Consider the following 23,961-nt stretch of genomic DNA (forward strand, 5'->3'; position numbering starts at 1 on the left):
AAGAGTCAAGTGCTCTACCAATTGAGCTAAAGCCCCATACACCGAGCAATTATACCTTGTTCGGTAGTGGGCCTAGGAGGACTTGAACCTCCGACCCCTTCGTTATCAGCGAAGTGCTCTAACCGCCTGAGCTATAGGCCCCGTGGAACGAGATATAACTTAACCCGTAACCATGACACTTCACAAATCGCCTGGTCAGAGGCCTAAATATTGAGCTAAAAAGCAGTCATTAAGTAGTCATTACAACTACTCCATGACCAGTTCACTTAAAAACACCTCTGAACCAACGCGACCCCGGGGCCACCGAACGGGGGTGACACCGGGGCCATAAGGAGGCAAGGCAGCCTAGCTGTCGTCGGCAAGCGAGATCTTGAGACCTCCAACGAGACCGCCGCAGGCGTTGTAGATGACCGCACCGAGGGCCATGAACCCAATCGACAGCACCCACCACAGCGCGCCAACAGCGGCTGCCAGGCCGAGCACGAGACCCGCGCCGATGGAGTCCTCCCCGCCAATCAATTCACTGATGGGGGCGAGCAGCCCCATCCCGGAGAGCAAAAGGTAGAGCAGGCCGACCGCGGCAAGCCAGACGAGGAAGCCAATGAAGCCAGTGGCCGCCGTAATGCGCATGGCGGACCAGGGGCTCACCTTGTCGACTACCAAGTTAGTTTCGGCCATGCGCTTACTCCTTCTCCGCCTCCGAGTCACCGGACTCAGCGGCACCGGTGCTCTTGGTGGTGCCGGTGCGCTTCGGGACTACGTCCAAGGTTCCAGCCTCAGAGACCTTGGAAGCGGTCTCCTCGCCCTCATCCTCAACGTTGCGGTCGATAGCCAGCAGCTCCACACCGTCAGCGAGATTGACCAGGCGCACGCCCTTAGTGGCACGCGAGGTAGCGCGAATCTCGTTGACGTTGGTGCGGATGATGTCGCCAGCGGAGGTGACAGCGAAGATTTCGTCGTCGTTGTCGACCACCAGGGCGCCCATCAGCGGACCACGCTTCGGGTCATACTTCAGCGTCAGGACGCCCATACCGCCGCGATTCTGCGGGGTGTACTCGCTGAGCTTGGTCTTCTTGCCGAAGCCACCAGTCGTAGCGACCAGCAGGTTGTGATCTTCCTCGACCACAACCATGCTGAGCAGCTTGTCATCGCCCTTGAAGCGCATGCCCTGGACACCAGCGGTGGCGCGGCCCATCGGGCGCAGCGCGTCGTCGGAGGCCGTGAAGCGGATGGCCTGTCCGCGCTCGGAGACGAGCAGCAGGTCATCGTCAGCAGAGCACAGACGAGCACCAATCAGGGAGTCGCCTTCGCGCAGGTTGATGGCAATCAGGCCAGCGGAGCGTGCGGACTCGTAGTCCTCCAGGCGGGACTTCTTGACCTTGCCTTCGCTGGTGGCCAGCACCAGGTACGGACTGTCCTGGTAGCTCTGAATCTGCAGCACCTCGGCGATGCGCTCTTCCGGCTGGAACTCCAGCAGGTTGGCAACATGCTGACCGCGGGCGGCGCGAGTGGCCTCCGGCAGTTCGTAGGCCTTGAGACGGTAGACGCGCCCCTTATTGGTGAAGAACAGAATCCAGTCGTGCGTGGAGCAGACGAAGAAGTGGCGGACAATGTCGTCCTGCTTCAGGTCCGCACCGCGCACGCCCTTGCCACCACGGCGCTGTGCCTTGTAGGCATCAACCTTGGTGCGCTTGGCGTAGCCCGTGGAAGTGATGGTCACAACCACGTTCTCGCGGGCGATGAGGTCCTCTTCGGTGACGTCGCCTTCAGCGGCCACGATCTGGGTACGACGGTCATCGCCGTACTTCTCCACTACCTCGCCCAGCTCTTCCTTAACGATGGCGCGCTGACGCTCCGGCTTGGCCAGGATGTCCTTCAGGTCGGCAATCTCGAGTTCGATCTCGGCCAACTCGTCGATAATCTTCTGGCGCTCCAGGGCAGCCAGACGGCGCAGCTGCATCGCCAGGATGGCGTCGGCCTGAATCTCGTCAATCTCGAGCAGCCCCATCAGGCCGGTACGCGCGGTATCGACCGTGGCAGACCGGCGAATCAGGGCGATGACCTCGTCCAACATATCCAGGGCCTTGACCAGGCCGCGCAGGATATGGGCACGCTTTTCCTTCTCGTCCAGGCGGAACTGGGTCCGTCGAACAATGACCTCGATCTGGTGGGCGACGTACAGCGTCACCATCTGGTCAATGCGCAGCGTACGCGGCACACCGTCGACGATGGCGAGCATGTTCGCACCGAAGCTGGTCTGCAGCTGGGAGTGCTTGTACAGGTTGTTCAGCACCACACGCGGCACGGCGTCGCGCTTGAGCTTGACGACGATACGCATGCCCCACTTCAGGTCGGATTCGTCATCAATCGAGGCGATGCCCTGCAGACGCCCATCCTTGACCTGATCCGCAATATTGGCGATCATGCGGTCCGGGTTGACCTGGTACGGCAGCTCGGTGATGACAATCGACTGACGAGTGCCCTCCTGCTCAATCGAGGTCACACCGCGCATGCGGATTGAACCGCGGCCGGTGGTGTAGGCCTCCTTGATGCCCTTGTCGCCGACAATCTGGGCGGCAGTTGGGAAATCCGGGCCCTTGATGCGCTCCATGACCGCATCCAGCGTGGTCTTTTCATCCGCTTCCGGGTTGTCCAGGCACCAGTTGATGGCATCCGCCACCTCACGCAGGTTGTGCGGCGGGATGTTGGTGGCCATACCGACGGCAATACCGCCGGAACCGTTCATCAGCAGCTGCGGGACACGCGACGGCAGAATAACTGGCTCTGTCGTACGACCGTCGTAGTTCGGCTGGAAATCGACGGTGTTTTCGCGAATGTCGCGGACCATTTCCATGGCCAACGGCGTCAGACGGGCCTCCGTGTAACGCATAGCTGCGGGGCCGTCGTCACCGCGGGAGCCGAAGTTACCCTGACCGTCGACAAGCGGATAGCGCATGGACCACGGCTGCGCCATGCGCACCATGGTGTCGTAAATAGCGCTGTCGCCGTGCGGGTGGTAGTTACCCATCGTGTCCGAGACCGGTTTTGCGGACTTCACATATCCGCGCTCCGGGCGGTAGCCGTTGTCGAACATGGCGTAGAGAATGCGGCGGTGCACTGGCTTGAGACCGTCTCGGATCTCCGGCAGCGCACGGCCAACAATCACGCTCATGGCGTAGTCGATATAGCTCGACTGCATCTCTTCATTGATGTCGATCGGGCGAACTTGGTGGCCCAATACTCCACTTCCGAAGGATGAGCCGTCGTTGTTGTTATCGTCGCTCAATGACTGCTTCCTTTACTTACAAGAGGTTCGCATCCATTCTACAGGGCTTTAGAACACGCTTTACGACGTCGTGTGCAACTTTTCGATACCATTGTGGTATCACTTCTCTGATTTTTGAGGAGCGAGAAGCGAGGGAGCGAGATGCGAGTGCACCAATGGCAATGACCTTAAGGCTCACGAAAGAACAGGACACCGCCCTGGCGCTGTTGGCACAGATGGAGGGCGCATCCAAACACGAGGCCGTCATCCGCGCGATTGAATCCGCCGCGGAGAGGGTTCTTCAGCAAGGACAGGCTCGGGAAATCACAGCAAGCGTGATTGATACCGACATGGCACTGCTGCGAAAGTTGAGCTCTCCACGACCCCGCGGATCACTCGAATGAGAGCGCCGAAGATTCAGCCACTCAGCGACGCAGCAATTTTGGCGGCCATGGAAGAATTGGTTACCAATGTGCCGGAATTGGCCGACGCTACCCTCGTACGGCCGTGGGCAATCAGCACCATTGCCGCCACCAGTGCGGGTGTCATCGCTGGTCATCGAACTTTTCCGACACTCTCCGCGGCAGCGCAGGCGGTCGCTTTTGCAACGTTTCACGTGAAACCAATGAGTTCCGGCAACACCGCGTTGGGCGCTTTGCTCGCGCACATACTCCTCACAATCAACGGCGAAGAGGTGTCATTCGCGGAGAGCTGGGACCTGGTCAAAGACGGGATTTAAATTTCCTCAATAAACCGCTCGAGACGATTAACCACAGCCTGCGGCTCACGCGCCCAACGGTTGTGCCCCAAGCGCTGCTCAATGAACTCGTACTTCGCCGAATTTGGCAACATCCGCGCCAGCGCCTGCGCCGAAGCCTCCGGACAGTCACGGTCACCACCACAGTTCAGCAGCAGTGCCGGAGTGGTCACCTTCGGCATCTCAGCGGCATAGTCGATGTCCGCACCCCGGGGTCGCAAGAGACCCGTGCGCGAGAACCGCGCCCACTCCACCACATGGTTACGGGCCTGCCGACCGTAGCCGGCCACATCAAACCTACCTGCTGGCCAATAACCCAGAATCTGGGACACCACCTGCATGAACGGTGCGCCGTAACGGAGGCGTTTGTACTCATTGCCGGTAAAACACTTGTAGTGCGGGGTGCCGGAGCCAACCATCACCACGCCGGCCACGTCCGCTTCCGGTCGAGCCAGATACAGCGAAGCAATCTGGCCGCCCATGGAATGACAGAGCAGGTAGACGGGCAGCTTTTCTCCTGTGCCCTCCCCTGGTCCCTCCCCCGCAGCGAGATGGTCAAACTCCTTGCGGGCACGAGCCACTGCCAACGGGTAATCCACCGACGCAAGATCCTGGTAGCCCCAATTATGGCGGCGGGTGGCCACCGCCGTCTGATTGCCCTGGCCCCGTAATTCTGAGGTCAGGACACAAAAACCACGGCGCTGCAGCTCCTGAGCAATCGGCCGGTAATAGCGAGCACCCATGCCAAAGCCCGGCCAAATAACGACAATGCCCCGAGGCGTACCTTCGGGAGTCCGAAGCGCCATCGGGGTCACGGAGCCATCGGGCAATGTCTCCTGCACAATACGTGGCTCGACCGGTGGTTCCCCGTTGACCATGCTTCCTCGCGTATCTTCCATTTCATAAACATTAATGGTTGAACAGAGGTTTTGTCAGGGGAACCGACAAGCCGAAAAACCAGACTACAAACCAGGTACCGGTTTAGACGTCAAGGAAGCGAACATCCTTCGCATTACGGGTGATGAACGAACGTCGTGAAGCAACGTCATCGCCCATCAGAATGGTGAATAGTTCGTCAGCCTTCTGCGCATCCTCGAGCGCAACTTGTCGCAGTACGCGGTGATCCGGATCCATGGTGGTATCCCACAGCTCTGCGGCGTTCATCTCACCGAGACCCTTGTAGCGTTGGACGCCGTCGTCCTTGTTGATCTTGCGGTTGGCAGCCAGGCCCTCTTCCAGCAGCTGATCGCGCTCGGCATCGGAGTAGGCGTAGCCCGGCTCGCCCTTTGCCCACTTGAGCTTGTACAGCGGCGGCTGAGCGAGGTAGACGTGTCCCTCATCAATCAGCGGGCGCATCAGGCGGAACAGCAGTGTCAGCAGCAGCGTAGCAATGTGTTGACCGTCGACGTCGGCGTCGGCCATCAGCACAATCTTGTGGTAGCGCAGCTTCTCGATGTCGAACTCGTCGTGAATACCGGTGCCCAGCGCCGTAATAATGGCCTGGACCTCGTTATTCTTCAGGGTCTTATCCAGGCGCGCCTTTTCGACGTTCAGAATCTTACCGCGCAGCGGCAAAATAGCCTGGAACAGCGAGTTTCGACCCGCCTTTGCGGAACCACCTGCGGAGTCACCCTCCACGATGAACAGCTCGGACTGCTTCGGGTCCTTCGAACGACAGTCAGCCAACTTACCCGGCAGACCACCGAGATCCGTTGCGGACTTACGACGCACCAGGTCGCGGGCCTTACGAGCCGCCTGACGAGCATGCGCCGACGCGATGGCCTTGTTGACAATGGCCTTGGCCTCAGCCGGATTGGCCTCCAGCCAGTGGCCGATGTGCTCATTGGTCATACGCTGAACGAAGGAACGCACCTCGGTGTTACCCAGCTTGGTCTTCGTCTGGCCCTCGAACTGCGGGTCGGCGACCTTCACCGAAATGACGGCGGCAAGCCCTTCACGGCAGTCCTCACCGGAGAGGTTATTCTCCTTCTCCTTCAGCAGGCGGTGCTCACGCGCATAACGGTTCATCAGCGACGTCAGCGCAGAACGAAAACCCTCTTCGTGCGTACCGCCCTCGATGGTGTTAATGGTGTTGGCGAAGGTGTGCACCGACTCGGAGTAGCCCGAGTTCCACTGCATTGCAATCTCGACCTCGTGGCCCTCACCTGCAGCATCGAAGGAAATGATGGTCGGGTGGATGATGTTCTTCGACTTGTTCAGAGACTCGACATAATCGCGCAGACCATTCGGGTAGTGGAAGACCTTGCGGCGCTCCTTCGGCTTCGTGGTCTTCTCGGCCTTTTCCTGCTCGGCAGTGGCCGCATCCTTGGCGACCTCAGCAGATTCGGTCTCCGCCTGCTCCGCCAGAGCCTCGGCCTCGAGCTCCTCCTCGGAGACGCGCTTGTCCACCAACGTGATGGTCAGGCCCTTGTTCAAAAACGCCATCTCGCGCAGACGGCGAGCAATGGTGTCGAACTTGAAATCGGTGGTCTCAAAAATCTCCGGGTCCGGCCAGAAACGCTGCGTGGTACCCGAACCGCGAGTCTTCTTACCGCGGATAATTTCTTCCGGAACTGCGTGGTCGAAGTTCTGGTACCAGGTGTAGCCATCACGGATGACCTCGGTTTCCATTCGTGTCGACAGCGCGTTGACCACCGAAATACCCACACCGTGCAGACCGCCGGAAACGGCGTAGGACTCCGAGTCAAACTTGCCGCCGGCGTGCAGCTGAGTCATAACCACCTGCACCGTCGGCATGCCCGACGGGTGCATTTCCACCGGAATACCACGGCCGTTATCGCGGACCTCTACAGCGCCGTCTTCCAGCAGGGTGACCTCAACATCGGTGGCGTAACCCGCCATAGCCTCATCGACGGAGTTATCTACAACTTCCCACACCAGGTGGTGCAGGCCACGCTCACCAGTCGAGCCAATGTACATACCCGGTCGTTTACGCACGGCCTCGAGGCCCTCGAGGATCGTAATCGATGAGGCGTCATATTGATGTTCGGTAGCAGCCACGGTTCGGCGCGTCTCCTATTCTTGGTTCTCTCCCCGCGCCACATTCGTCAGCGCGCGAAAAATAGGCCGGCGGCTTAGCGCTATCAGTACTAACCACTTTGGCTAGGTAGGTGTCGATAGCGTCCCAAGAACCGCCTGCCGATATTCTCCTGCCTATCTTACCCCAACGTAGTCCCCTACAGTGGATAGAGCTGATGCGCTCAAAGGAGCAAATTTCGCAGTTTTACGCATATCGACGATTATTCGTAGACCTTTTACCGACCTTTACCCGTAAGTATCGCGCGGACCTCGGCCCTCAATGTGCAGTTTGCCCTTGCGCCAACTCGGCGCCTTCGGGCCCAGTACTTTGATCTCCTCGACTACACCATCGCCGACGCGCTCCGCAATCGACTTCAACACCTGCCGCTGCGCCAACCTCAGCTGAGTTGCCCATGCCGTCGACTGGCACTCGACCACCAAAGTGCCGTCCTTGAACTCCTTGACCTGGGAGTGTTCCGCAACAACCTTGCCGACCATCGAATCCCACTCCGTCATAATCACACCGTGGGCGATGTGAATCTGCCAACCGCGATCAACCACGGCCTTATTCAGCACCGCACCAATCGGCGCAGGTCGACGATCATATTTCCGGTACAGCCGAATCCCCGACTCCTTCAATAGACTCGGCGAAATCACCGTGCCGGCGCGGTCCCGCACCACTGCCTGCGCTGCCCGCTGCTTATCGACGTCCGCAACAATCCCCTCCGCGGCCTTCACAGGCACACGGGAGTCGAGACCAGCCCACGAGCCCTTCTTCCTCGGCGGCCGCTGGAGATTCGGCAACTTGTGCCCACCCTCTTTAGCGGCAGCACGCATGCGGAAGAAAGCTTCGCTGACCAGGTCGTTTTCCTCTTCCGGTGAGTTATCCGGCTCCATTTTCTCGACCATCCTCATCCAAAAGCGAAATCCGACCCTGCTCGGTCTGCGTCACCGTCACCGTGTGATGAGTCACCGACGAATCCTGCACCAGTGCTCGTGGCAGCTCCTCCCCGACCGCCGAGGTAATCAGTACCTGCTCGGCCTGCTGCGCAATGTCCATGAGGGCTTCTCGACGATGCCGGTCGAGTTCCGCAAACACGTCGTCAAGCACTAAGACGGGATCGGGACCATCGGCGCGGAGCAAAAAGTACGCGCCGAGACGCAACGCGAGCGCAAAAGACCAAGTTTCGCCGTGGCTGGCAAAGCCCTTAGCGGGATCGGTGCCGAGAATGAGGTCGAGATCATCGCGGTGCGGACCGACGAGGCAGGAACCGCGCTCAATCTCCGCGGTGCGGCGCTCGGCCATCTTCGTCAGCAACAGTGCCTCTAGCAGCTCCGGTTCGCTGGGCAGTGGGCCGCCATCGACACTGTCGACCTTCGGCGCATAGGCGATTCTGGCCGGGCGCGAATGCGGCGCGAGTGTGGCATAGGCCTGGCTGACATGCTCGGAAAGCTCGGCGATCAAGTCCATGCGCGCAGCCATTAACGCCGCTCCCACCTGGGCTAATTGCGCATCCCAGGTATCCAGCGTGCTCAGTGCTGCCTGCCCCTCCGAGGAAGAATAGCCACGTCGCAGCGTCGAGCTCGCCGACTTCAACAACGCATTCTTCTGACGCAAGATTTTGTCGTATTGAATGCGGATACCGGCGGACAGGGGACGTCGTAAAGCGAGCAAATCGTCGATGTAGCGGCGGCGCGCGGCGGGCTCGCCCTTGACCAGCGTGAGATCCTCTGGTGAGAAAAAGACCGACTTGACGATTCCCAGCAGCTCCCGCGGGGACTTCAGCCGCGTGCGATTAATCTGCGCCTGATTCGCGCGGTGCGGATTGATAAGCAGATGCGCCGTCAGCTCGCGGCCATCGTTGACCGCCGTCGCAGAAATGCGTGCCGACGGGCTACCCGAGCGGACCAACGGAGCATCCGTAGAAACTCGATGCGAACCGAGCGTGGAGAGGTACCCAACGGCCTCGACAATATTGGTCTTGCCGTAGCCATTTTGCCCGGTAAAAACGGTAATTCCAGGCGCGAACTCGACTTCCAACTCCGGCCAGGAGCGGAAGTCGCGCAAGGATAAATACCGAATGTGCATAGCCGAAGACTAGCCCGGCAGGCGCACGGGCATCAGCAGGTAAGTGAAGTCGGTCTCCGGCGTTGGGAAGTAACCGTCCTCCCCGAGCTCCGGAATTTCCTCCGGCTCCGGAATGAGAATCGCAGGACGCGACGGCTGCGTGAAGCCCAGCAGAACGCGGTGGGAGCGAACAGCGCTGAGCCCCTCCAGCAGGTACTGCGGGTTGAACGCAATCAGCAGCGGCTCACCGTAGAAGTTGCAGGCCACGGTCTCTTCCGCATGGCCGACCTCGTCGCCGTGAGCGGAGAGGACAACCTGGCCGTCGGAGAAGTCCATGCGAATCTGCGCACCGTGATCTGCCATCAGGGACACACGGCGGATGGCATCCTGCAGCTGGTCAACACGGGCAACAGCCATGGAGGAATGCTGCTTCGGCAGCAGCGGACGGAACTTCGGGAACTCGGCGTCCAGCAGTCGCGTGGTGGTGCGACGCGGATCGGCGAGAATCGCCAGCAGACCTTCCGATCCGACCTCGCGGTCATCGGAGCCATCGCCGAATGCCAAGGTCACCGGCTCGCTGGAGCTGGTGTCAAGCGTGCGGGCAGTCTCCGCGAAGGTTTTGGCCGGGATGAGCAGCTTGGTCTCTCCTGACGGGATTTGCTCCCACTCGAAGCTGCGAACCGCCAGGCGGAAACGGTCGGTAGCCGCGAGGGTGACCTCGTTGCCCTCGGTCTCCATCCGGATACCAGTCAGCATCGGCAGCGACTCATCCTTGCCTGCTGCGATGGCGACCTGGCCAATGGCCTCGGCCAACAGCGAAGCATCGACAGTACCGGTAGCTGCCGGAGCTTCTGGCAGCTGCGGGTAGTCCTCCAGCGTCAGGCTCGGTAGTTCGAAGCGGGAAGAACCACAGCGAACGATGACCTTAGTGCCATCAAAGTGCATCTCTACCTGCTTATTCGGCAGCTTAGAGACAATGTCAGAAACCAACTTGCCGTTGACGGCGAAGCGACCGGGCTCATCGACCTCAGCGCTAATACGAATCTGAGTGGAGACCTCGTAGTCGTAGCCAGCGAGCTGTAGACCGTTGTCATCAGCAAGGAAAATCATGCCGCGCAGAATCGGCTGAGTCGGACGTGCAGGCAGGTTACGAGCAACCCAGCTCACCGCACCCGCGAGATCGTCCTTGGCCGCGCGAATACGGACTTCGGTCTGCTCCATCGTTCCTCCACCGGTATTGGATGTCTGTTATTGGCCGTCTTTTGTGCTGCCCCCAGTGTGCGATGTCAGCGCACAAGACTGGAGTTACAAAGATTCCATCGTACAACTCTACTGCAGACTGCCACAGAGCTCACTGAGAATCCTGTAGTCCGACTGAGATTATGAGTAGCGAGGTTGTGCGCAGGCCCCCTTTTATCTAGGAGTTTCTAGAGATTTTTAAAGTCGGGAGGAGTAATAGGGGGTGTGCACATTGTGAAATTACATGATTCCCGCTGGTCTTCAGGGGTTTCAGACTGTGGATAACCAGTGTGTCTAGCTGTGGATAACTTGGGGTGTCTGTGGACAATGGTCGGACTCCAATTTTTATCCACAAAATTTGCTAGTTGTCCACAGCTCTGTGCACGGAAAAACCGCAGTTAATAACAAGAATTCCGCACTCCGAGCCCGCGGTGTTAGGCCGTCCCGCGAGCTCGATCCCGAATGCGCGTGGTCAGGTCGTTGACCTGGTCCTTTGAGGGTTTCTTTTCCTGGATTTCCTTAACAATCTTGCGTTCAGCGTGCAAAACCGTCGAGTGGTCACGATTTCCGAACTCTCGCCCAATCGACGGCAGCGAAAGCTCAGTGAAGGACCTCGTCAGGTACATCGCAATTTGGCGGGCATGGGCAACTGGCCGAGTCTTGCCTGGGCCCACCAGATCCGCAACTGTGAGGTCGAAGTACTCAGCTGTGGTGGAGATGATGATCTCCGGGGTAATCTGCACCTCAATCTCGTCAGCGCCGAGAATCTCCTGCGCAAACTTCAAGGTCACAGGCTCATGAATCATCGATGCATGAGCGCTAATCTGTAGCAGACGCCCCTCGAGCTCACGAATAGAAGATGAAGTATTCTCTGCGATGTACTGGAGCACATCATGCGGAACTACCAGGTCAGACAGCTGTGCCTTCTTCGACAAAATGGCGATTCGAGTTTCCAGGTCTGGGTACTGCAGGTCCGGGTTGAGGCCCCATTGGAAACGGGTGCGAAGGCGATCTTCCAGGGTCTTGAGCTCCCGAGGCGGACGGTCCGACGACAGCACAATCTGGTGGTTGGACTGGTGCAGAGCATTGAACGTATGGAAGAACTCTTCCTGGGTGCCTTCCTTGCCCTCCAAAAACTGGATGTCATCGATGATGAGCATGTCCAAATCGCGGTAGCGACGCTTGAAGGATTCCTGGGCGTCGTCACGCACGGAATTAATGAAGTCGTTGGTGAACTCTTCCGAGGAAACGTAACGAACGCGCAGGTTAGGGTACAAATGCTTGGCGTAGTGACCAATGCCGTGGAGCAGATGCGTCTTACCGAGGCCTGAACCGCCGGAGATAAACAGCGGGTTGTAGGTGCGCCCTGGGGACTCCGCTACAGCGACGGCGGCAGCGGCGGCGAACTTGTTCTGCGGACCGATAACAAAGGTCTCGAAGGTGTAGTTCGGGTTGAGAGTGGGCTCCTCGAATGGCGTGCTCATCTCGGTTGGAGTGCCGTGGCTCTCAGAGCGGAAAGGGCTTGTGACCTGGCGCTGATCAGCAATCGTCATTGGATTCTCGGCCGATGAGTGAGAAAGTCCCTGCGCCATGGAATCGACGGCGTCCATGGGACGATGCTGTGTCTGGGCACCCTGCTGACTGCGCACGTTTGACTGGTGCGTCTGCGCCGATCCCTGGTGCTGCTCAGGGATATTGAAATCGTTCGCACCGGCATTGGGGAACGGGTAATTACGGCCAGACTGCTGTTGCGGTTGTTGCTGCTGGCGCTGAGCTTGCGGTGGACGTGAAGTTGCAGATGAGACCTGTCCGGAGTGCTGCGGAGACTGCTGTCCGGATGGTTGGACAGCTTCTGCCGCCTGGCCCTCATCAGCATCATCGGCGGGATCGGCAACAGTGATGACCGTTTCCAGCTCTTCGCCCGTTAGCGATGTGAGAACGGTTTCAATAATGCCCTTGAGCTCTTCTTTTACTAGTGCCTGGACAACCGGTGATTGGGTGCTGAGGAGGAAAAAGCCCGGAAAGTCACCAGTGTGCGTTACCGATCGCAGCAGCGCCTTGTGCGGCGGGCGGAGCGGTGCAATACCCAACTCCGGCGCACCTTCTGGTGAAGTCAGGATGGAAACTACCTGCTCCCAGAGTCCGCCTGGCATTTCTGGTTGTTCGCTCACTGTGTAGATGTCCTTTTACATGTTTACGTTCATCAAAATTTATCGAGGCGACTCGTTTTGTGGAGTGTTTTTGGCGTGGAAAAAGTGCCATGTATTCCCATTTGGGGGCTATTTCTTGTAATTCGCCCTGTGGGGTATTTCTACACAAGGCGGTATACGCCCCGAGCAGGACTTCCACATGTTTGTCCACACCTGTGGATAAACGTTGTCGCTAATTGATTAACAGCTTATCCACAGTTTGCCCACAATGAAAAATGACCCCCTAGTCTGCGTTTACCTAGGTAAACGCGCTATTTCCCCTGCTCGTTGTGATTCGTGGTGTGGAAGTTATCCACAGCTCATCGGTTCAATCCCCTGTGGATTGCGGTGTACAAGCTAGTATTTCCACAGGTCAACATCGGTACTGCCAGAAAACTTGGAAAATGATTCTCCAGGTAAATGCGGCGTGTTGATTTGAATTCCGCGCTCGATTCGACGTACCCTATCTGGGTGTTTCATATCCATTGAGATATGAGTCCGAGCTCATGCTTGGACCCGACAGAACGCTTGTAGCTTTCAACCTGTCGGCAAGTAAATTTTCCGTGCATCACGGGAATGCGTCAGGTGCATCGCTGCCTCGCACTCGAAGCGAGGGGTTTACTGTGGTGCGCTCAGCGCGGACTCGTGGTCGTTTGAGTTTCAAGGAGTGTCAACCGTGTCGAAGCGGACGTTCCAGCCGAATAACCGCCGTCGTGCACGCGTGCACGGCTTCCGTACCCGTATGCGTACCCGTTCCGGTCGCGCCGTTGTGGCAGCACGCCGCAGCAAGGGCCGTGCCCGCCTGTCCGCTTAATTAAGAGGACACCGATTTCGGTGCTCCCCCAGAGCAATAAGCTGCGTTCCTCGCGTGACTTCACGGTCACCGTGCGACGTGGACGCCGAATCGGACGCAAGACTTTGGTCTTGCATATTCGTGATACCGCTAATCCCGGCGGTGAAAACAAGACCGATACGCAGATTGCCAGGTTTGGTGGTCCACGTGTCGGTCTTGTTGTATCTAAAGCTGTGGGCAACGCCGTGACTCGTCACGCAGTCTCTCGCAAACTCCGCCACATCATGGCTGAGGCTGCACAGGAGCTACCGTCCACCATGGACATTGTCGTTCGCGCGCTGCCGGCATCTGCCACAGCCACCAGCCAGGAGCTGTCCCACGATGTGCAATCGGCACTCGCCGCCTACGAACGCCGGCGCTAATTCGCTTGACGACGGCCCCCTCGCCCACGGCCCCGGTGCCCGTGTGGCCGAGAGGGCGATTCTTTTCTACCGTCGTCGCATCTCCAACCTGAAGCCTACGAGCACCTGTCGCTTTGAACCGACCTGCTCCGCTTATGGTCTTGAGGCCGTACGACGCTTCGGAGCCATCCGTGGGCTGTGGCTGACTTTGTTGCGTATCTTTCGATGTGCGCCTTGGCATCCGGGTGGCTGGGACCCAGTTCCTTCCACATTCCCCGGCCTGGGTTCGTGGTTGAAGCGAATGCACAGGTAACCTCTAGTAATGCTGAGCTTTTGACAGGGCTTTGTAGACGAACGCGCATGTGCGCTGTCCCTTAAAGAACGGAGTGATCCTAGACCGTGCTCAATTTTGTGTATTGGCCGATTTCGGCCATCCTGTGGTTCTGGCATAAGGCCTCAGGTTTCCTATTTGATCCCTCCTCGGGTATCTCGTGGGTGTTGTCCATTATTCTGCTTGTGGTCACCATCCGTATCCTGCTGTTCAAGCCGATGATGAACCAGCAGCGTTCTGCCATCAAGATGCAGCAACTCGCTCCTGAGATGCAGGCCATCAAGGAGAAGTACAAGAACGACCAGCAGGCGCAGGCGCTCGCTATGCGTCAGCTGCAGAAGGAAATGGGTGTCAACCCGCTGGGCGGCTGTCTGCCAGTGTTGGTCCAGATGCCAGTCTTCATTGGCCTGTTCCACGTGCTGCGTTCATTTAACCGCACGGGTACATCCGGTAACGCGCTCGGCATGTCGGTGGAACAGAACTGGAACACCCCTAACTACATCTTCGGTGTGGACGAGGTTCGGTCGTTCCTTCTGGCTCGTGTGTTCAACGCCCCGCTGTCCAGTTCGGTCGGTATGGGTGAAGATCAGTACGCAGCCTTCACAGTGCCTGGTACGCCGGCGGACTTCACCCGCATGGACATCATGGTCGTTGCCATTCCACTGATTATTATTTCCGCACTGGCAACGCACTTTAACGCTCGCATGTCGGTTGAGCGCACGCGTGCTCGCCAGGAAGCTGGTCTGGTCAAGCGCCAGGAAGGCCCCATGGGTCAGCAGATGGACATGATGAACAAGATGATGCTTTGGTTCTTCCCAATCATGATTCTTGTCACGGGTGCGTTCTGGCACATTGGTCTTCTGGTTTACATGGTGACTAACAACGTGTGGACCTACTTCCAGCAGCGCTACATTTTCGGCAAGCTGGATGAGGAAGAGAAGGAAGCTGTCGCGGCTAAGAAGGCTGCTAAGCGCGAGGCACAGGAGAAGCTGGCTCCGAAGGTTGGTCAGAAGCCAATTAACCCGAAGAAGGGCGGCAAGCGTAAGGCCGGTCAGAATTTTCAGCAGGCACAGTCCGGTGAGAACGTTGACGGCAACAAGGCTTCCGATCACCTGCCAGACGGCAACTCGGGCAAGGGACAGCAGGGGCCGGCTTCTAAACCGGCGCCGGGACAGAAGCCAGCGAATCGGAAAAATCGGAAGCGTAAGAAAAAATAGCTAAAGCAGCATAGTGCTTCGTCTACACAACTGAATACTTTTGAAATCGCCCCACACGACGCGTGTGGGGCGATTTTTTGTCTTAGTTGCCGAGGTGTCAATCTACTCTCTTAACAACCTATTCCTGGTGTCATCTTTGATGGGCAATTTTGTCCGGCTTTCCCGAATGGGCAAGGGGCTAAAGAACCAGACATTAAATCCAACCACTGTTATTACATGATTGTTATTTTGCGCTGAGGATGATTGGGGTTTCACGCTTTCATGCGGTTAATGTTTCACGTGAAACATCGCAGAGCCGCTGCCGTACACTAGGAGTATTGAGAGAAGCTTGACAGTGTGAGGGTACTTCTGCCCCATTGCGCAAGAAAGGTTAGTGAAACTGGTGAGTAGCAACTCGGGGAACGTCGGTAAGCAAACGGATTCCGCAAAGGTGAATGACGTAGAGGTGAATGCGGTCATTAATCGTGTTTTTGGAGACAAGGCGGACCTAGCGCGTCGTTACCACGCATGGTTGGCCGAAGAGGCGACCGTACGCGGCTTGATTGGTCCGCGTGAGACTCCGAAGTTGTGGGATCGGCACATTATTAATTCTGCGGTTGTTGGGGAGGCGATTGGTAAGGGGCTCACCGTTGCCGATATCGGATCGGGTGCAGGATTGCCGGGAATTCCCCTGGCGCTGGCGCGGCCGGACCTGAAGGTTGTACTGGTGGAACCTTTGCTCCGTCGCACAACCTTTTTGAATGAAGTTGTAACCGACTTCGGTTTAGATAACGTCACGGTTGTTCGCGGTCGAGCAGAAGAAAAGTTGGTGCGGGCAGAAGTTGGACAGGTAGATGTCGTAACCTCTCGTGCGGTAGCTCCGCTCGGAAAGCTGGCTGGATGGTCACTGCCACTGGTGAAGTCCGGTGGCGCGATGGTTGCGTTGAAGGGCGGAACCGCTCAGGAGGAGATTGACCGCGACGCGAAACTCATCACTAAAGCAAAGGGAATTAATCCTCTTGTTGTAGAGGTGGGGGCTTCAGTACTAGACACCCCGACGTATGCTGTGATTATCCAAAAGAAGTAATTTAGGACCCCACTACCCTGCCTTGATTGTCAGCGCTGCGTCCGTCTGAGTTTAGGCGTTGAGGCCCATAGCGTCGACGGGCTAAAGTGGGATGAGTATCCCGGCAAGGAATAATCCTGCCGATTAAAGTGGGTGTTTCACGTGAAACAATCCCGCAATCTTCAGCTTTTGAGTTTTTATCCGCACTCCAGTGGCCATGATTGGTGATTGCTGTGCTTGTAAGGGGAATAGTTAATGAGCCGGAAATCCTGGCAAGATACACCCATCGCTGCGGCAGCTCAGCGAGCAGCGCAAGTTAAGGCCCCGAATAGGCTATCGCTTCCGCGACCTGAACGACCGCGTCGAATCACTATCGCTAACCAGAAGGGCGGGGTCGGTAAGACCACCTCTGCGGTTAACATCGCATCGGCCTTAGCTCGACATGGGCTTAAGGTTCTGGTGATTGATAACGACCCACAGGGTAATGCATCGACGGCTCTGGGTATTGAACATGTTTCGGGTACTCCGTCGACTTACGAGTTGCTTATCGGTGAGCTGCAGATTGATGACGTCATTCAGCGTTCGCCGGAATCAGAGAACCTTTTCTGCGTGCCAGCGACATTGGACTTGGCCGGGTCCGAGATTGAGTTGGTCTCACTTCTCAACCGTGAACGTCGACTTCTCGATGCCGTCCCAGATCAGTACCTCATTGATAATGGCTTTGATTTTCTCATCATCGACTGTCCACCATCGCTTGGCCTTCTAACGCTGAATTCGATGACCGCAGCCAATGAGGTGCTGATACCGATTCAGTGTGAGTTCTATGCTCTGGAGGGCGTGACTCAGCTGATGAATAATGTGCAGATGATTCGTCAGCACCTCAACCCGGAGCTACACATTTCCGCTGTACTGCTCACCATGTTTGATGGTCGTACCAAGCTTTCGGAAGAGGTTGCAAATGAGGTGCGTAACTACTTCGGTGAGGTTGTCCTCCGTAATCTCATTCCACGGTCCGTAAAGGTTTCGGAGGCACCAGGCTACTCGCAAACTGTTATCTCCTACGATCCAGGTTCCCGTGGCGCGGTTGCTTACCTGGATGCCGCAAAGGAGCTGGCAACTCGAGGTGACTATTCCTCAGTTCCGGCCGGAAGCGCTATTGGTCAGAAGCCAACCCCCTCCCCTACCCCGTTAAATTCCAGCGAGACAAACTAGAGCCACTAGGAGTAGTAAGCGATGTCGAATCAGAAGAAGGAGAACCGCAAGGGAGGACTTGGCCGCGGTATCGCCGCCTTGATCCCAACTGCTCCAGCGGCAAACCCATCTGTTGGTGAGAGTGCTGCGGATATTATTTTTGGCCCCCGTCGTACTCAAGGGTCGCCGCAATCAGGAAGCAGTGACTCTAGCGGAGTAACGGGTGCGGCTGTGACTGGTTCTCAAGCCATATCCGATAAAACCCAAAAGTCCGAAAAATTCCTGAAAAATACGCAGCGCAATGCTAATGACAATGAAGCTGCGAAACGTCACAGTGACGTTAATTCTAAAGGCAAAAAGGGAGAAGCCGATAATGTTTCACGTGAAACAATTTCTAGCCAGGCTCCCACTTCAATTGTCAATGCTGACACAGAGGGAGCTGATTTAGACGCGGCCGCAGCTGAATTCGGCGCTACTTATCGAGAAATTGACGTAAAGCTCATTACGCCGAACCCGAAGCAGCCCCGAGAGGTCTTCGACGAGGAGCCGCTGAATGAGTTAGCGCATTCCATTCGCGAATTTGGTCTTTTGCAGCCAATCATCGTCCGGCCCATCACTGAAGATAGTCGCGGTGCGGCGCTAGATGCGGCACGCAAGGAAGACCCAAATGCACCGCAGCCTGAGTTTGAAATCATTATGGGTGAGCGTCGTTGGCGAGCTTCTCAGCGAGCTGGAATCGACACAATCCCTTCGATTGTGCGTGACACGCCAAACCAGGATATGCTCCGCGACGCCCTGTTGGAGAATATCCATCGTGTTCAGCTCAATCCTCTTGAAGAGGCTGCAGCATACCAACAGCTGCTGGAGGAATTTGGTGTTACCCAGGCCGAGCTTGCCGATCGTATTGGTCGTTCACGACCCGTTATCACCAACATGATTCGACTTCTGCAGCTGCCGGTGGAAGTGCAGCGTCGAGTAGCGGTGGGTGTCTTGTCGGCAGGTCACGCGCGTGCCTTGCTTGGTATCAAGGCGGGCAAGGAGGCGCAGCAGCGGCTTGCAGAGCGCATTGTCGCTGAAGGCCTCTCGGTTCGTGCAACTGAAGAAGCCGTCACATTGCTAAACGCTGGCGAGCAACCGAAGAAGCAACACCGCGAGCCAACTCCGCAACCGGAGGTCCTCCACAACTGGGCTGATCGACTGTCGAACTCTTTCGATACGAAGGTGACCGCTCAGATGGGCAAGCGTAAAGGCAAGATTGTGATCGAATTCGGAAACCTTGAAGACTTTGATCGCATCATGTCCCTGATGCATCTCAACGAAGAATAAGCGCGTATATCGTGACAGACGTATTCATCGAGAAAATTTCACTGGCCGACATCGATGCCATCTACCCGGAGACGATGTTGAGTCTATTTTGGGAACAGGGCATGGAAAGTATTCATACCTCTACTGCCCTACCCCACTTCTCGCATGATCCGCGGACAACCGATTCGCATACCAGCCCAATGGGCGGGAATCCACAGGGCGGGGATAATGCATCCGACGCCCATTTGAGGCCTCCGAATGATCAATCCCCTACCGACATCGACGGACCGTCTAAAACCTCCCTAAATCGCGATTTAAGCCCCGATTTAGCCGCTCAGGTACGCCTCGAGAAGGAGGCATGGCTCAACACCGTCTACCTTTCCTGGGGCCCCTGCGGGTATTCGCTCCGAAGAAAGACCTCGGCAACGCATTTCGATGGGCAACCTGAGACCGTCGGCACGCTGCTCTTCGCTCCCCCACGTTTTTGCCCGACGACATTTTCCATGCCATCCGGACCAATCTCACCGGACGCAATTGCGCTGACGAGTTTGCACTACAACGCTTTAGAAGTCGACGATGACATGCTCCGCGTGCTCATTGTGACTGCACTGCACAGGCTCGCGCTACGCGGGATTTCGGCGGTGGAGGCCTTTGGTTGTAGTGGCACAACGGATTCTATGTCGGCGCCGATGCCATCATCGGACTCGCCTGACGACGGTGCGGAGAATCTAATTGCTGACTTTGAGGCGCAACTCGAAGAGAAACTAAACCCGAAGCCCTGTATTTCTGACTCCCTAGCGGCCGTTAACCACAACGCAGGTGACGTGATTCGCACGCGGACGCTACTTAACTCAGGGTTTCGGGTAGTGACACCGCACCCGATTCATCCGAAACTACGTATTGAGCTGGATGCGGAACTCGACTGGGACGAAGAGGTGGGCCGTGCGCTGGATTTAAGCGCAAAAGAGCCATTTATGCGCTCGAACTTGTTCAGTATCTGAGTTGACTGTTTGTTCAGGCACTTGAGTGAGGAGTAAGGAGTGAGAACTTAGTCCTTTTCTTCCTCAATAAGTTGAGCAAAGCTGTACGCACCGGTCATCGGCTGCTGCTCCTCCTCGCCGAGATATAGGCGTTTGACCGCAACGACAATAGATTCGGCGATGATGTCGCGCTGATCGGGTGAGGACAGGAGTGCCACGTCATTTTCGTTGGTCAGGTAACCAACTACTACTTCCACCGTAGGCATCCTGGTCAAACGCAGGAGATCCCAGGTGCGAGCGTGCGAGCGGCAGTCCACCAGGCCCGTACGAGCGACAATTTCGCGCTGGATAAGGCCGGAGAGCTGCTCACCCAGAATCGAATTGGAACCCTTCATAGAACCGAAGTAGAAGGTCGCAACACCGCTGGCACGGTCATTGTGATAGTGATCAGCCTGCAGAGAGATGAAAATGTCAGCGCCGAACGCATTTGCCATCTCAGCACGATCCTCAATCGACGGGTTGTCGGTGCGAGGACGAGACAAAATGGTTTCCGCACCTGCGGCGACAAGACGACCTTCGATGCGTGATGCCAAATCCCAAAGAATCTCTTCTTCAGAAATCTGGCCATACGGGCCATCTACCAGCATCCCGGGGTCTTCTGCTCCAAGGCCGGGATCGATGACAATGCGCTTGCCCGAGAGCTTCGGGCCCATCGAGCGGAGTACTTCCTTCTCGTGAAAAGCACTGACTGAGCCGCCGGTAACCCTTCTGCCCAAATAACTCAGCGCACGGAGAGTAACTGGACCGCAGATACCGTCGGGCTCGAGCCCGTAGTTGAGTTGGTACTCGCGTACAGAGGCATCGGTTTTCGGCCCAAAGTGGCCATCGACGCGTGCGTCGTGGAAGCCGAGTTCCTGCAAGGTGGCCTGGAGGACACCCACGTCCTCGCCGGTCATCTGTGACAGTGGGTCGTAGGAAAGAACGCGGGTACCTAGTGTGTAGGAAGCCTCCCGCAGCAGGCGCAGAGTATTGTCCCGGATAATACCGTCGGCGTACACGCCACGAGATTGCTGGAAAGCCAGGAGTGCGTCGCGCAGTTCCTCGTCAAAGAGGTCATCGTCGCCAGACCACTGAGGGGACTCTTCCTCCGCAGCCGAACCCTTCCAGTTCGGCAAAAGGCTTAGACGGGCCAGGGTGGATCGCACCTCGGCGACCCGAGGTGACCGATCGCCCACCTTCAGAAACTCTGGCACGAAGACTCCCTTCCGAACTCCACACTCACATCTAAGGCGTTGCGGGGACACACCGCGCTTAATCAGTACTACTGGCCCTCGAGTCAAATGGGACTCCGATCAAGAAATCCCAAACGCCCACAGAGGCCTTTCTCAGTAGCATTTTCCAACTTGGCGCGGTGACGTGGCCCCTCCGCAGTATTAAGGAAGGCGTAATTCGCCTTTTCAAGCTAGAGTACCAGGTCGCCGGCGCAAAATTGATTGTTACGAGGGCGCGTCGGAAAGCCCGACGACGACACCCAAGAGTTAACACTAAATCACACAAGCAACTTTAGTCACATTTTAATGGCGTGTCGCCGACGGAACCGTAAGTAACGAGGTGTGCACCGACGCGGCGTGACTTCGCCTCTAAAGCGAGTGCCCCAAAATTCCCTTTGGGGAAGCCTCTTAAAGGTGCTTCTCGATCAGCTTTACAATGTCAGCCTTCGGACGGACACCACGTACTTCGTCTACCTTCTTGCCGTCCTTGAACAGAAGCAGGCTCGGGATAGACATAATCTGGAACATGCCAGCGAGTGCACGTTCCTCATCGACGTTGACCTTAGCGATAACAGCCTTACCGTCGAGCTCGGTTGCAACCTCGTCGAGTACTGGGGAGATCTTCTTGCACGGGCCACACCACTCTGCCCAGAAGTCAACGAGTACTGGCTTATCGGACTCGATGACGTCGGACTTAAAGGTATCGGCGGTAACGGTTACTGGAGCCATGAATTTCCTCTCCTTCAGATAAATTCCTATGGGGTTCTTAGTTATGTTGATTCTAATTTTTCAACCTAGTTTCGTCAGCCTTTGGCACCGGTGTGAGTGAAAAAAGGACCCGGAATTTAGGGCTTCCGATGATGTAGGTGAAGTACTAAGTTGTTTATTGAAGTTGTTTACTGGCTGGCATCTCCGAGTATGAGGCACATCGCTTTGTTTCAACTATCTTGAAGACGCAAGTTTGAAGGCGAACGTTTTAAGCCCCACCAACGATTCGTGCAACCGATTATCGGAATTTTCAATTATTGGTTGTGAGAAATCGTTGGCCCGGACCAATAATTGACAAACGCCAACTAGGTGGCATTAGAGCAGGTAGGGAAGTTATCTCCCCGTTAGCTACCTAGAAACAGTTTCCAAGTAGTGCTCAGCATCCAGTGCAGCCTTGCAGCCAGAACCGGCTGCTGTAATAGCCTGCTGGTAATATGAATCGACGACATCGCCTGCGGCAAAGACACCCTTCAGTGAAGTCTGAGTGCTCGGGGACGCTACCTTGATGTAGCCATTGTCATCGCAATCGAGCTGATCGCGAACCATCTGCGAACGTGGCTCATGGCCGATTGCTACAAACATTGCTGTCACATCGATGACGGACTTCTCTCCGGTAACCGTGTCTTCCAACTCCAGGCCGGTAACGGACCCCTTGTCCTCGCCAAGAACCTGGGATACGACCTTGTTCGTCGCAAAGCGAATCTTGTCATTGTTCTGTGCGCGCTCGACCATAATCTTCGAAGCGCGGAACTCATCGCGGCGGTGGACAATAGTCACCGAACGGGCGAATTTGGTAAGGAAAGTTGCTTCTTCCATCGCAGAATCGCCGCCACCGATGACAGCAATATCGTGATCACGGAAGAAGAAACCATCACAGGTAGCGCAGGCGCTGACACCGTGACCGAGCAGAGCCTGTTCGCCCGGAGCGCCAACATAACGCGGCGCGGCGCCGGTCGCCAGAATGACGGCGTGAGCCTTGTGCTCTTCCTCGCCAACCCACACGGACTTAACATCGCCCGTGAGATCCATGCGATCCACGATTTCCATACGCAGGTCGGCGCCGAAGCGTTCCGCCTGTGCACGCATCTGATCCATCAGCTCCGGACCCATGATGCCTTCGGAGAAACCTGGGTAGTTCTCCACCTCAGTAGTCGTCATAAGCAGGCCACCAAACTCGATGCCCTCGAACACCACAGGCTTCAGGTCTGCGCGGGCTGCATAAGTAGCAGCCGTGTATCCGGCGGGACCAGAACCAACGATGATCAGGTCGTGAACGATATCGCTCATGAAGACTCCTATAATTTTAATCTCTCACACCACATGACAATCCGTGATGCTCAGTAGTAAGCAGATTTTTCAGCTCCGACAAAGAAACTACCGGAACCAGCTATCTCAGCCAACGTGAACCCAGCCAACCCTATTCTCCGGTCCTCCGCGCTCCCCCGCCATTGTCAGGCCGCCTGGACTTCTTCCAACTGCCGCCGAAGTGTATGACGTGCCCGTGCCCGCCGGGACTTCAAGGTCCCGCTCGGCTGCCCAATACTGCGCGAGGTCTCCTGCAGCGAATAGCCAAAGATATCCAAGTACAACAGTGCATCTCGCTGATCTGGAGGCAACTGCTCCAGCGCCGCCGCCATGGTCACGCGTAGCGGAACATCCGGGCATGGCACTGGCTGTGAACCAATGAACGTTTCAAAATCCTCGTCCCTGTCACAAAGAGGAACCTCTCCGAATCGACCACGGTTGTGATCAATGCAGGCATTCTTCACAATGCACGTAAGCCACGTCGCCACGGTCGATCGCCCCCGGAAATTTGCCGCGCCTGCGATGGCACGCGCCAGGCCCTCTTGCACTCCATCCAACGGATCAAAATCATCTCGACGATATCGCCTCGCCATCGCTACCAACTGCGAATAATAACGCTGCACCAACACCGCAAACGCCCGACGATCCCCCGCCAAGTGAGCTTTCAACAATTCACGATCAATCTCGTCAGCCGTTGCTTGCTTTCGCGTGCCGACGACGCCATAATCCCCCAGCCGCCGACCCGCCCGGGCCTTGCGGTGACTGTCCCCAATTCGTTTTCTTCCCCCAAAGTTCAT

General features: G+C 56.8%; 22 protein-coding genes and 1 tRNA gene. 10 read left to right on the forward strand and 13 right to left on the reverse strand.

Annotated features, from left to right (window positions below; all coding sequences use genetic code 11):
• Nucleotides 1–67: 67 nt before the first annotated feature.
• From Q0U90_RS06525 to gyrA, 3 genes are all read right to left on the reverse strand, one after another.
• Nucleotides 68–141, reverse strand: a tRNA-Ile gene (locus Q0U90_RS06525).
• A 204-nt stretch (nt 142–345) separates the two neighbouring features.
• Nucleotides 346–678, reverse strand: a complete 333-nt coding sequence (locus Q0U90_RS06530; RefSeq protein ID WP_297452747.1) for a DUF3566 domain-containing protein — start codon at nt 676–678, stop codon at nt 346–348.
• Between the two features lie 4 nt (nt 679–682).
• Nucleotides 683–3,286: a DNA gyrase subunit A gene (gene gyrA, locus Q0U90_RS06535; protein WP_297452749.1), complete on the reverse strand. Its 2,604-nt coding sequence runs from the start codon at nt 3,284–3,286 to the stop codon at nt 683–685.
• A 155-nt stretch (nt 3,287–3,441) separates the two neighbouring features.
• Here gyrA and Q0U90_RS06540 point away from each other — a divergent pair, with 155 nt between their 5' ends.
• Both Q0U90_RS06540 and Q0U90_RS06545 read left to right on the forward strand, forming a co-directional pair.
• Entirely contained in the window at nt 3,442–3,669 is a 228-nt protein-coding gene (locus Q0U90_RS06540) for a CopG family transcriptional regulator (RefSeq protein WP_297452751.1), read from the forward strand.
• Nucleotides 3,666–4,004, forward strand: coding sequence for a hypothetical protein (locus Q0U90_RS06545; RefSeq protein ID WP_297452753.1), 339 nt, complete (start codon nt 3,666–3,668; stop codon nt 4,002–4,004). The genes Q0U90_RS06540 and Q0U90_RS06545 overlap by 4 nt, the downstream gene beginning before the upstream one ends.
• Here the strand turns inward: Q0U90_RS06545 and Q0U90_RS06550 are convergent.
• The 6 genes from Q0U90_RS06550 to dnaA all read right to left on the reverse strand — a co-directional run bounded on the left by Q0U90_RS06550 (nt 4,001) and on the right by dnaA (nt 12,539).
• A complete protein-coding gene (locus Q0U90_RS06550) occupies nt 4,001–4,921 on the reverse strand; it encodes an alpha/beta fold hydrolase (protein WP_366516639.1) in 921 nt (306 codons plus the stop codon). The genes Q0U90_RS06545 and Q0U90_RS06550 overlap by 4 nt on opposite strands.
• Nucleotides 4,922–5,003: 82 nt before the next feature.
• On the reverse strand, nt 5,004–7,043 hold the full coding sequence (gyrB, locus tag Q0U90_RS06555) for a DNA topoisomerase (ATP-hydrolyzing) subunit B (RefSeq protein WP_297452754.1): 2,040 nt from the start codon (nt 7,041–7,043) through the stop codon (nt 5,004–5,006).
• A gap of 264 nt (nt 7,044–7,307) precedes the next feature.
• Nucleotides 7,308–7,958, reverse strand: coding sequence for a DciA family protein (locus Q0U90_RS06560; RefSeq protein WP_297452757.1), 651 nt, complete (start codon nt 7,956–7,958; stop codon nt 7,308–7,310).
• Complete coding sequence (gene recF, locus Q0U90_RS06565) at nt 7,945–9,150, reverse strand: DNA replication/repair protein RecF (protein WP_297452759.1); 1,206 nt, start codon at nt 9,148–9,150, stop codon at nt 7,945–7,947. The genes Q0U90_RS06560 and recF overlap by 14 nt, the downstream gene beginning before the upstream one ends.
• A gap of 9 nt (nt 9,151–9,159) precedes the next feature.
• Entirely contained in the window at nt 9,160–10,350 is a 1,191-nt protein-coding gene (dnaN, locus tag Q0U90_RS06570; protein ID WP_297452761.1) for a DNA polymerase III subunit beta, read from the reverse strand.
• Nucleotides 10,351–10,802: 452 nt separating this feature from the next.
• A complete protein-coding gene (gene dnaA / locus Q0U90_RS06575) occupies nt 10,803–12,539 on the reverse strand; it encodes a chromosomal replication initiator protein DnaA (protein ID WP_297452763.1) in 1,737 nt (578 codons plus the stop codon).
• 694 nt (nt 12,540–13,233) lie between these two features.
• Here dnaA and rpmH point away from each other — a divergent pair.
• The 8 genes from rpmH (at nt 13,234) to Q0U90_RS06615 (ending at nt 19,841) form a co-directional block, all read left to right on the forward strand.
• Nucleotides 13,234–13,371, forward strand: coding sequence for a 50S ribosomal protein L34 (gene rpmH / locus Q0U90_RS06580; RefSeq protein WP_005511646.1), 138 nt, complete (start codon nt 13,234–13,236; stop codon nt 13,369–13,371).
• A 20-nt stretch (nt 13,372–13,391) separates the two neighbouring features.
• Nucleotides 13,392–13,772, forward strand: a complete 381-nt coding sequence (rnpA, locus tag Q0U90_RS06585) for a ribonuclease P protein component (protein ID WP_297452769.1) — start codon at nt 13,392–13,394, stop codon at nt 13,770–13,772.
• Nucleotides 13,732–14,064, forward strand: a complete 333-nt coding sequence (gene yidD, locus Q0U90_RS06590) for a membrane protein insertion efficiency factor YidD (RefSeq protein WP_297452771.1) — start codon at nt 13,732–13,734, stop codon at nt 14,062–14,064. The genes rnpA and yidD overlap by 41 nt, the downstream gene beginning before the upstream one ends.
• Before the next feature lie 86 nt (nt 14,065–14,150).
• Nucleotides 14,151–15,299, forward strand: coding sequence for a membrane protein insertase YidC (gene yidC / locus Q0U90_RS06595; protein ID WP_297452773.1), 1,149 nt, complete (start codon nt 14,151–14,153; stop codon nt 15,297–15,299).
• A gap of 430 nt (nt 15,300–15,729) precedes the next feature.
• Complete coding sequence (gene rsmG / locus Q0U90_RS06600) at nt 15,730–16,365, forward strand: 16S rRNA (guanine(527)-N(7))-methyltransferase RsmG (RefSeq protein WP_297452838.1); 636 nt, start codon at nt 15,730–15,732, stop codon at nt 16,363–16,365.
• Nucleotides 16,366–16,599: 234 nt separating this feature from the next.
• Nucleotides 16,600–17,556 (forward strand): ParA family protein, encoded by a 957-nt coding sequence (locus Q0U90_RS06605; RefSeq protein ID WP_297452775.1) that lies wholly within the window; start codon nt 16,600–16,602, stop codon nt 17,554–17,556.
• 21 nt (nt 17,557–17,577) lie between these two features.
• On the forward strand, nt 17,578–18,861 hold the full coding sequence (locus tag Q0U90_RS06610; protein ID WP_297452777.1) for a ParB/RepB/Spo0J family partition protein: 1,284 nt from the start codon (nt 17,578–17,580) through the stop codon (nt 18,859–18,861).
• Nucleotides 18,862–18,872: 11 nt separating this feature from the next.
• Nucleotides 18,873–19,841 (forward strand): hypothetical protein, encoded by a 969-nt coding sequence (locus tag Q0U90_RS06615; protein WP_297452779.1) that lies wholly within the window; start codon nt 18,873–18,875, stop codon nt 19,839–19,841.
• A gap of 47 nt (nt 19,842–19,888) precedes the next feature.
• Here Q0U90_RS06615 and Q0U90_RS06620 read toward each other — a convergent pair whose 3' ends face one another.
• The 4 genes from Q0U90_RS06620 to Q0U90_RS06635 form a co-directional block, all read right to left on the reverse strand.
• Complete coding sequence (locus Q0U90_RS06620) at nt 19,889–21,073, reverse strand: N-acetylmuramoyl-L-alanine amidase (protein ID WP_297452781.1); 1,185 nt, start codon at nt 21,071–21,073, stop codon at nt 19,889–19,891.
• A 426-nt stretch (nt 21,074–21,499) separates the two neighbouring features.
• Nucleotides 21,500–21,820 (reverse strand): thioredoxin, encoded by a 321-nt coding sequence (gene trxA / locus Q0U90_RS06625; RefSeq protein ID WP_297452783.1) that lies wholly within the window; start codon nt 21,818–21,820, stop codon nt 21,500–21,502.
• Between the two features lie 387 nt (nt 21,821–22,207).
• On the reverse strand, nt 22,208–23,146 hold the full coding sequence (gene trxB / locus Q0U90_RS06630) for a thioredoxin-disulfide reductase (RefSeq protein WP_297452785.1): 939 nt from the start codon (nt 23,144–23,146) through the stop codon (nt 22,208–22,210).
• A gap of 164 nt (nt 23,147–23,310) precedes the next feature.
• Nucleotides 23,311–23,961 carry a sigma-70 family RNA polymerase sigma factor gene (locus Q0U90_RS06635; RefSeq protein WP_297452787.1) on the reverse strand — a complete coding sequence of 217 codons (651 nt, stop codon included), beginning with the start codon at nt 23,959–23,961 and terminating at the stop codon, nt 23,311–23,313.

Origin of the sequence: uncultured Corynebacterium sp., from assembly GCF_946998835.1 — a bacterium.
Lineage (GTDB): Bacteria > Actinomycetota > Actinomycetes > Mycobacteriales > Mycobacteriaceae > Corynebacterium.

Bases quoted from the DNA above. Each gene is read 5' to 3' on its own strand.
- Q0U90_RS06530 (WP_297452747.1), bottom strand. From the start codon at position 678: ATGGCCGAAACTAACTTGGTAGTCGACAAGGTGAGCCCCTGGTCCGCC.
- Q0U90_RS06540 (WP_297452751.1), top strand. From the start codon at position 3,442: ATGGCAATGACCTTAAGGCTCACGAAAGAACAGGACACCGCCCTGGCG.
- Q0U90_RS06545 (WP_297452753.1), top strand. From the start codon at position 3,666: ATGAGAGCGCCGAAGATTCAGCCACTCAGCGACGCAGCAATTTTGGCG.
- Q0U90_RS06550 (WP_366516639.1), bottom strand. From the start codon at position 4,921: ATGGAAGATACGCGAGGAAGCATGGTCAACGGGGAACCACCGGTCGAG.
- Q0U90_RS06560 (WP_297452757.1), bottom strand. From the start codon at position 7,958: ATGGAGCCGGATAACTCACCGGAAGAGGAAAACGACCTGGTCAGCGAA.
- recF (WP_297452759.1), bottom strand. From the start codon at position 9,150: ATGCACATTCGGTATTTATCCTTGCGCGACTTCCGCTCCTGGCCGGAG.
- dnaN (WP_297452761.1), bottom strand. From the start codon at position 10,350: ATGGAGCAGACCGAAGTCCGTATTCGCGCGGCCAAGGACGATCTCGCG.
- yidD (WP_297452771.1), top strand. From the start codon at position 13,732: ATGTGCAATCGGCACTCGCCGCCTACGAACGCCGGCGCTAATTCGCTT.
- Q0U90_RS06605 (WP_297452775.1), top strand. From the start codon at position 16,600: ATGAGCCGGAAATCCTGGCAAGATACACCCATCGCTGCGGCAGCTCAG.
- Q0U90_RS06610 (WP_297452777.1), top strand. From the start codon at position 17,578: ATGTCGAATCAGAAGAAGGAGAACCGCAAGGGAGGACTTGGCCGCGGT.
- trxA (WP_297452783.1), bottom strand. From the start codon at position 21,820: ATGGCTCCAGTAACCGTTACCGCCGATACCTTTAAGTCCGACGTCATC.
- trxB (WP_297452785.1), bottom strand. From the start codon at position 23,146: ATGAGCGATATCGTTCACGACCTGATCATCGTTGGTTCTGGTCCCGCC.
- Q0U90_RS06635 (WP_297452787.1), bottom strand. From the start codon at position 23,961: ATGAACTTTGGGGGAAGAAAACGAATTGGGGACAGTCACCGCAAGGCC.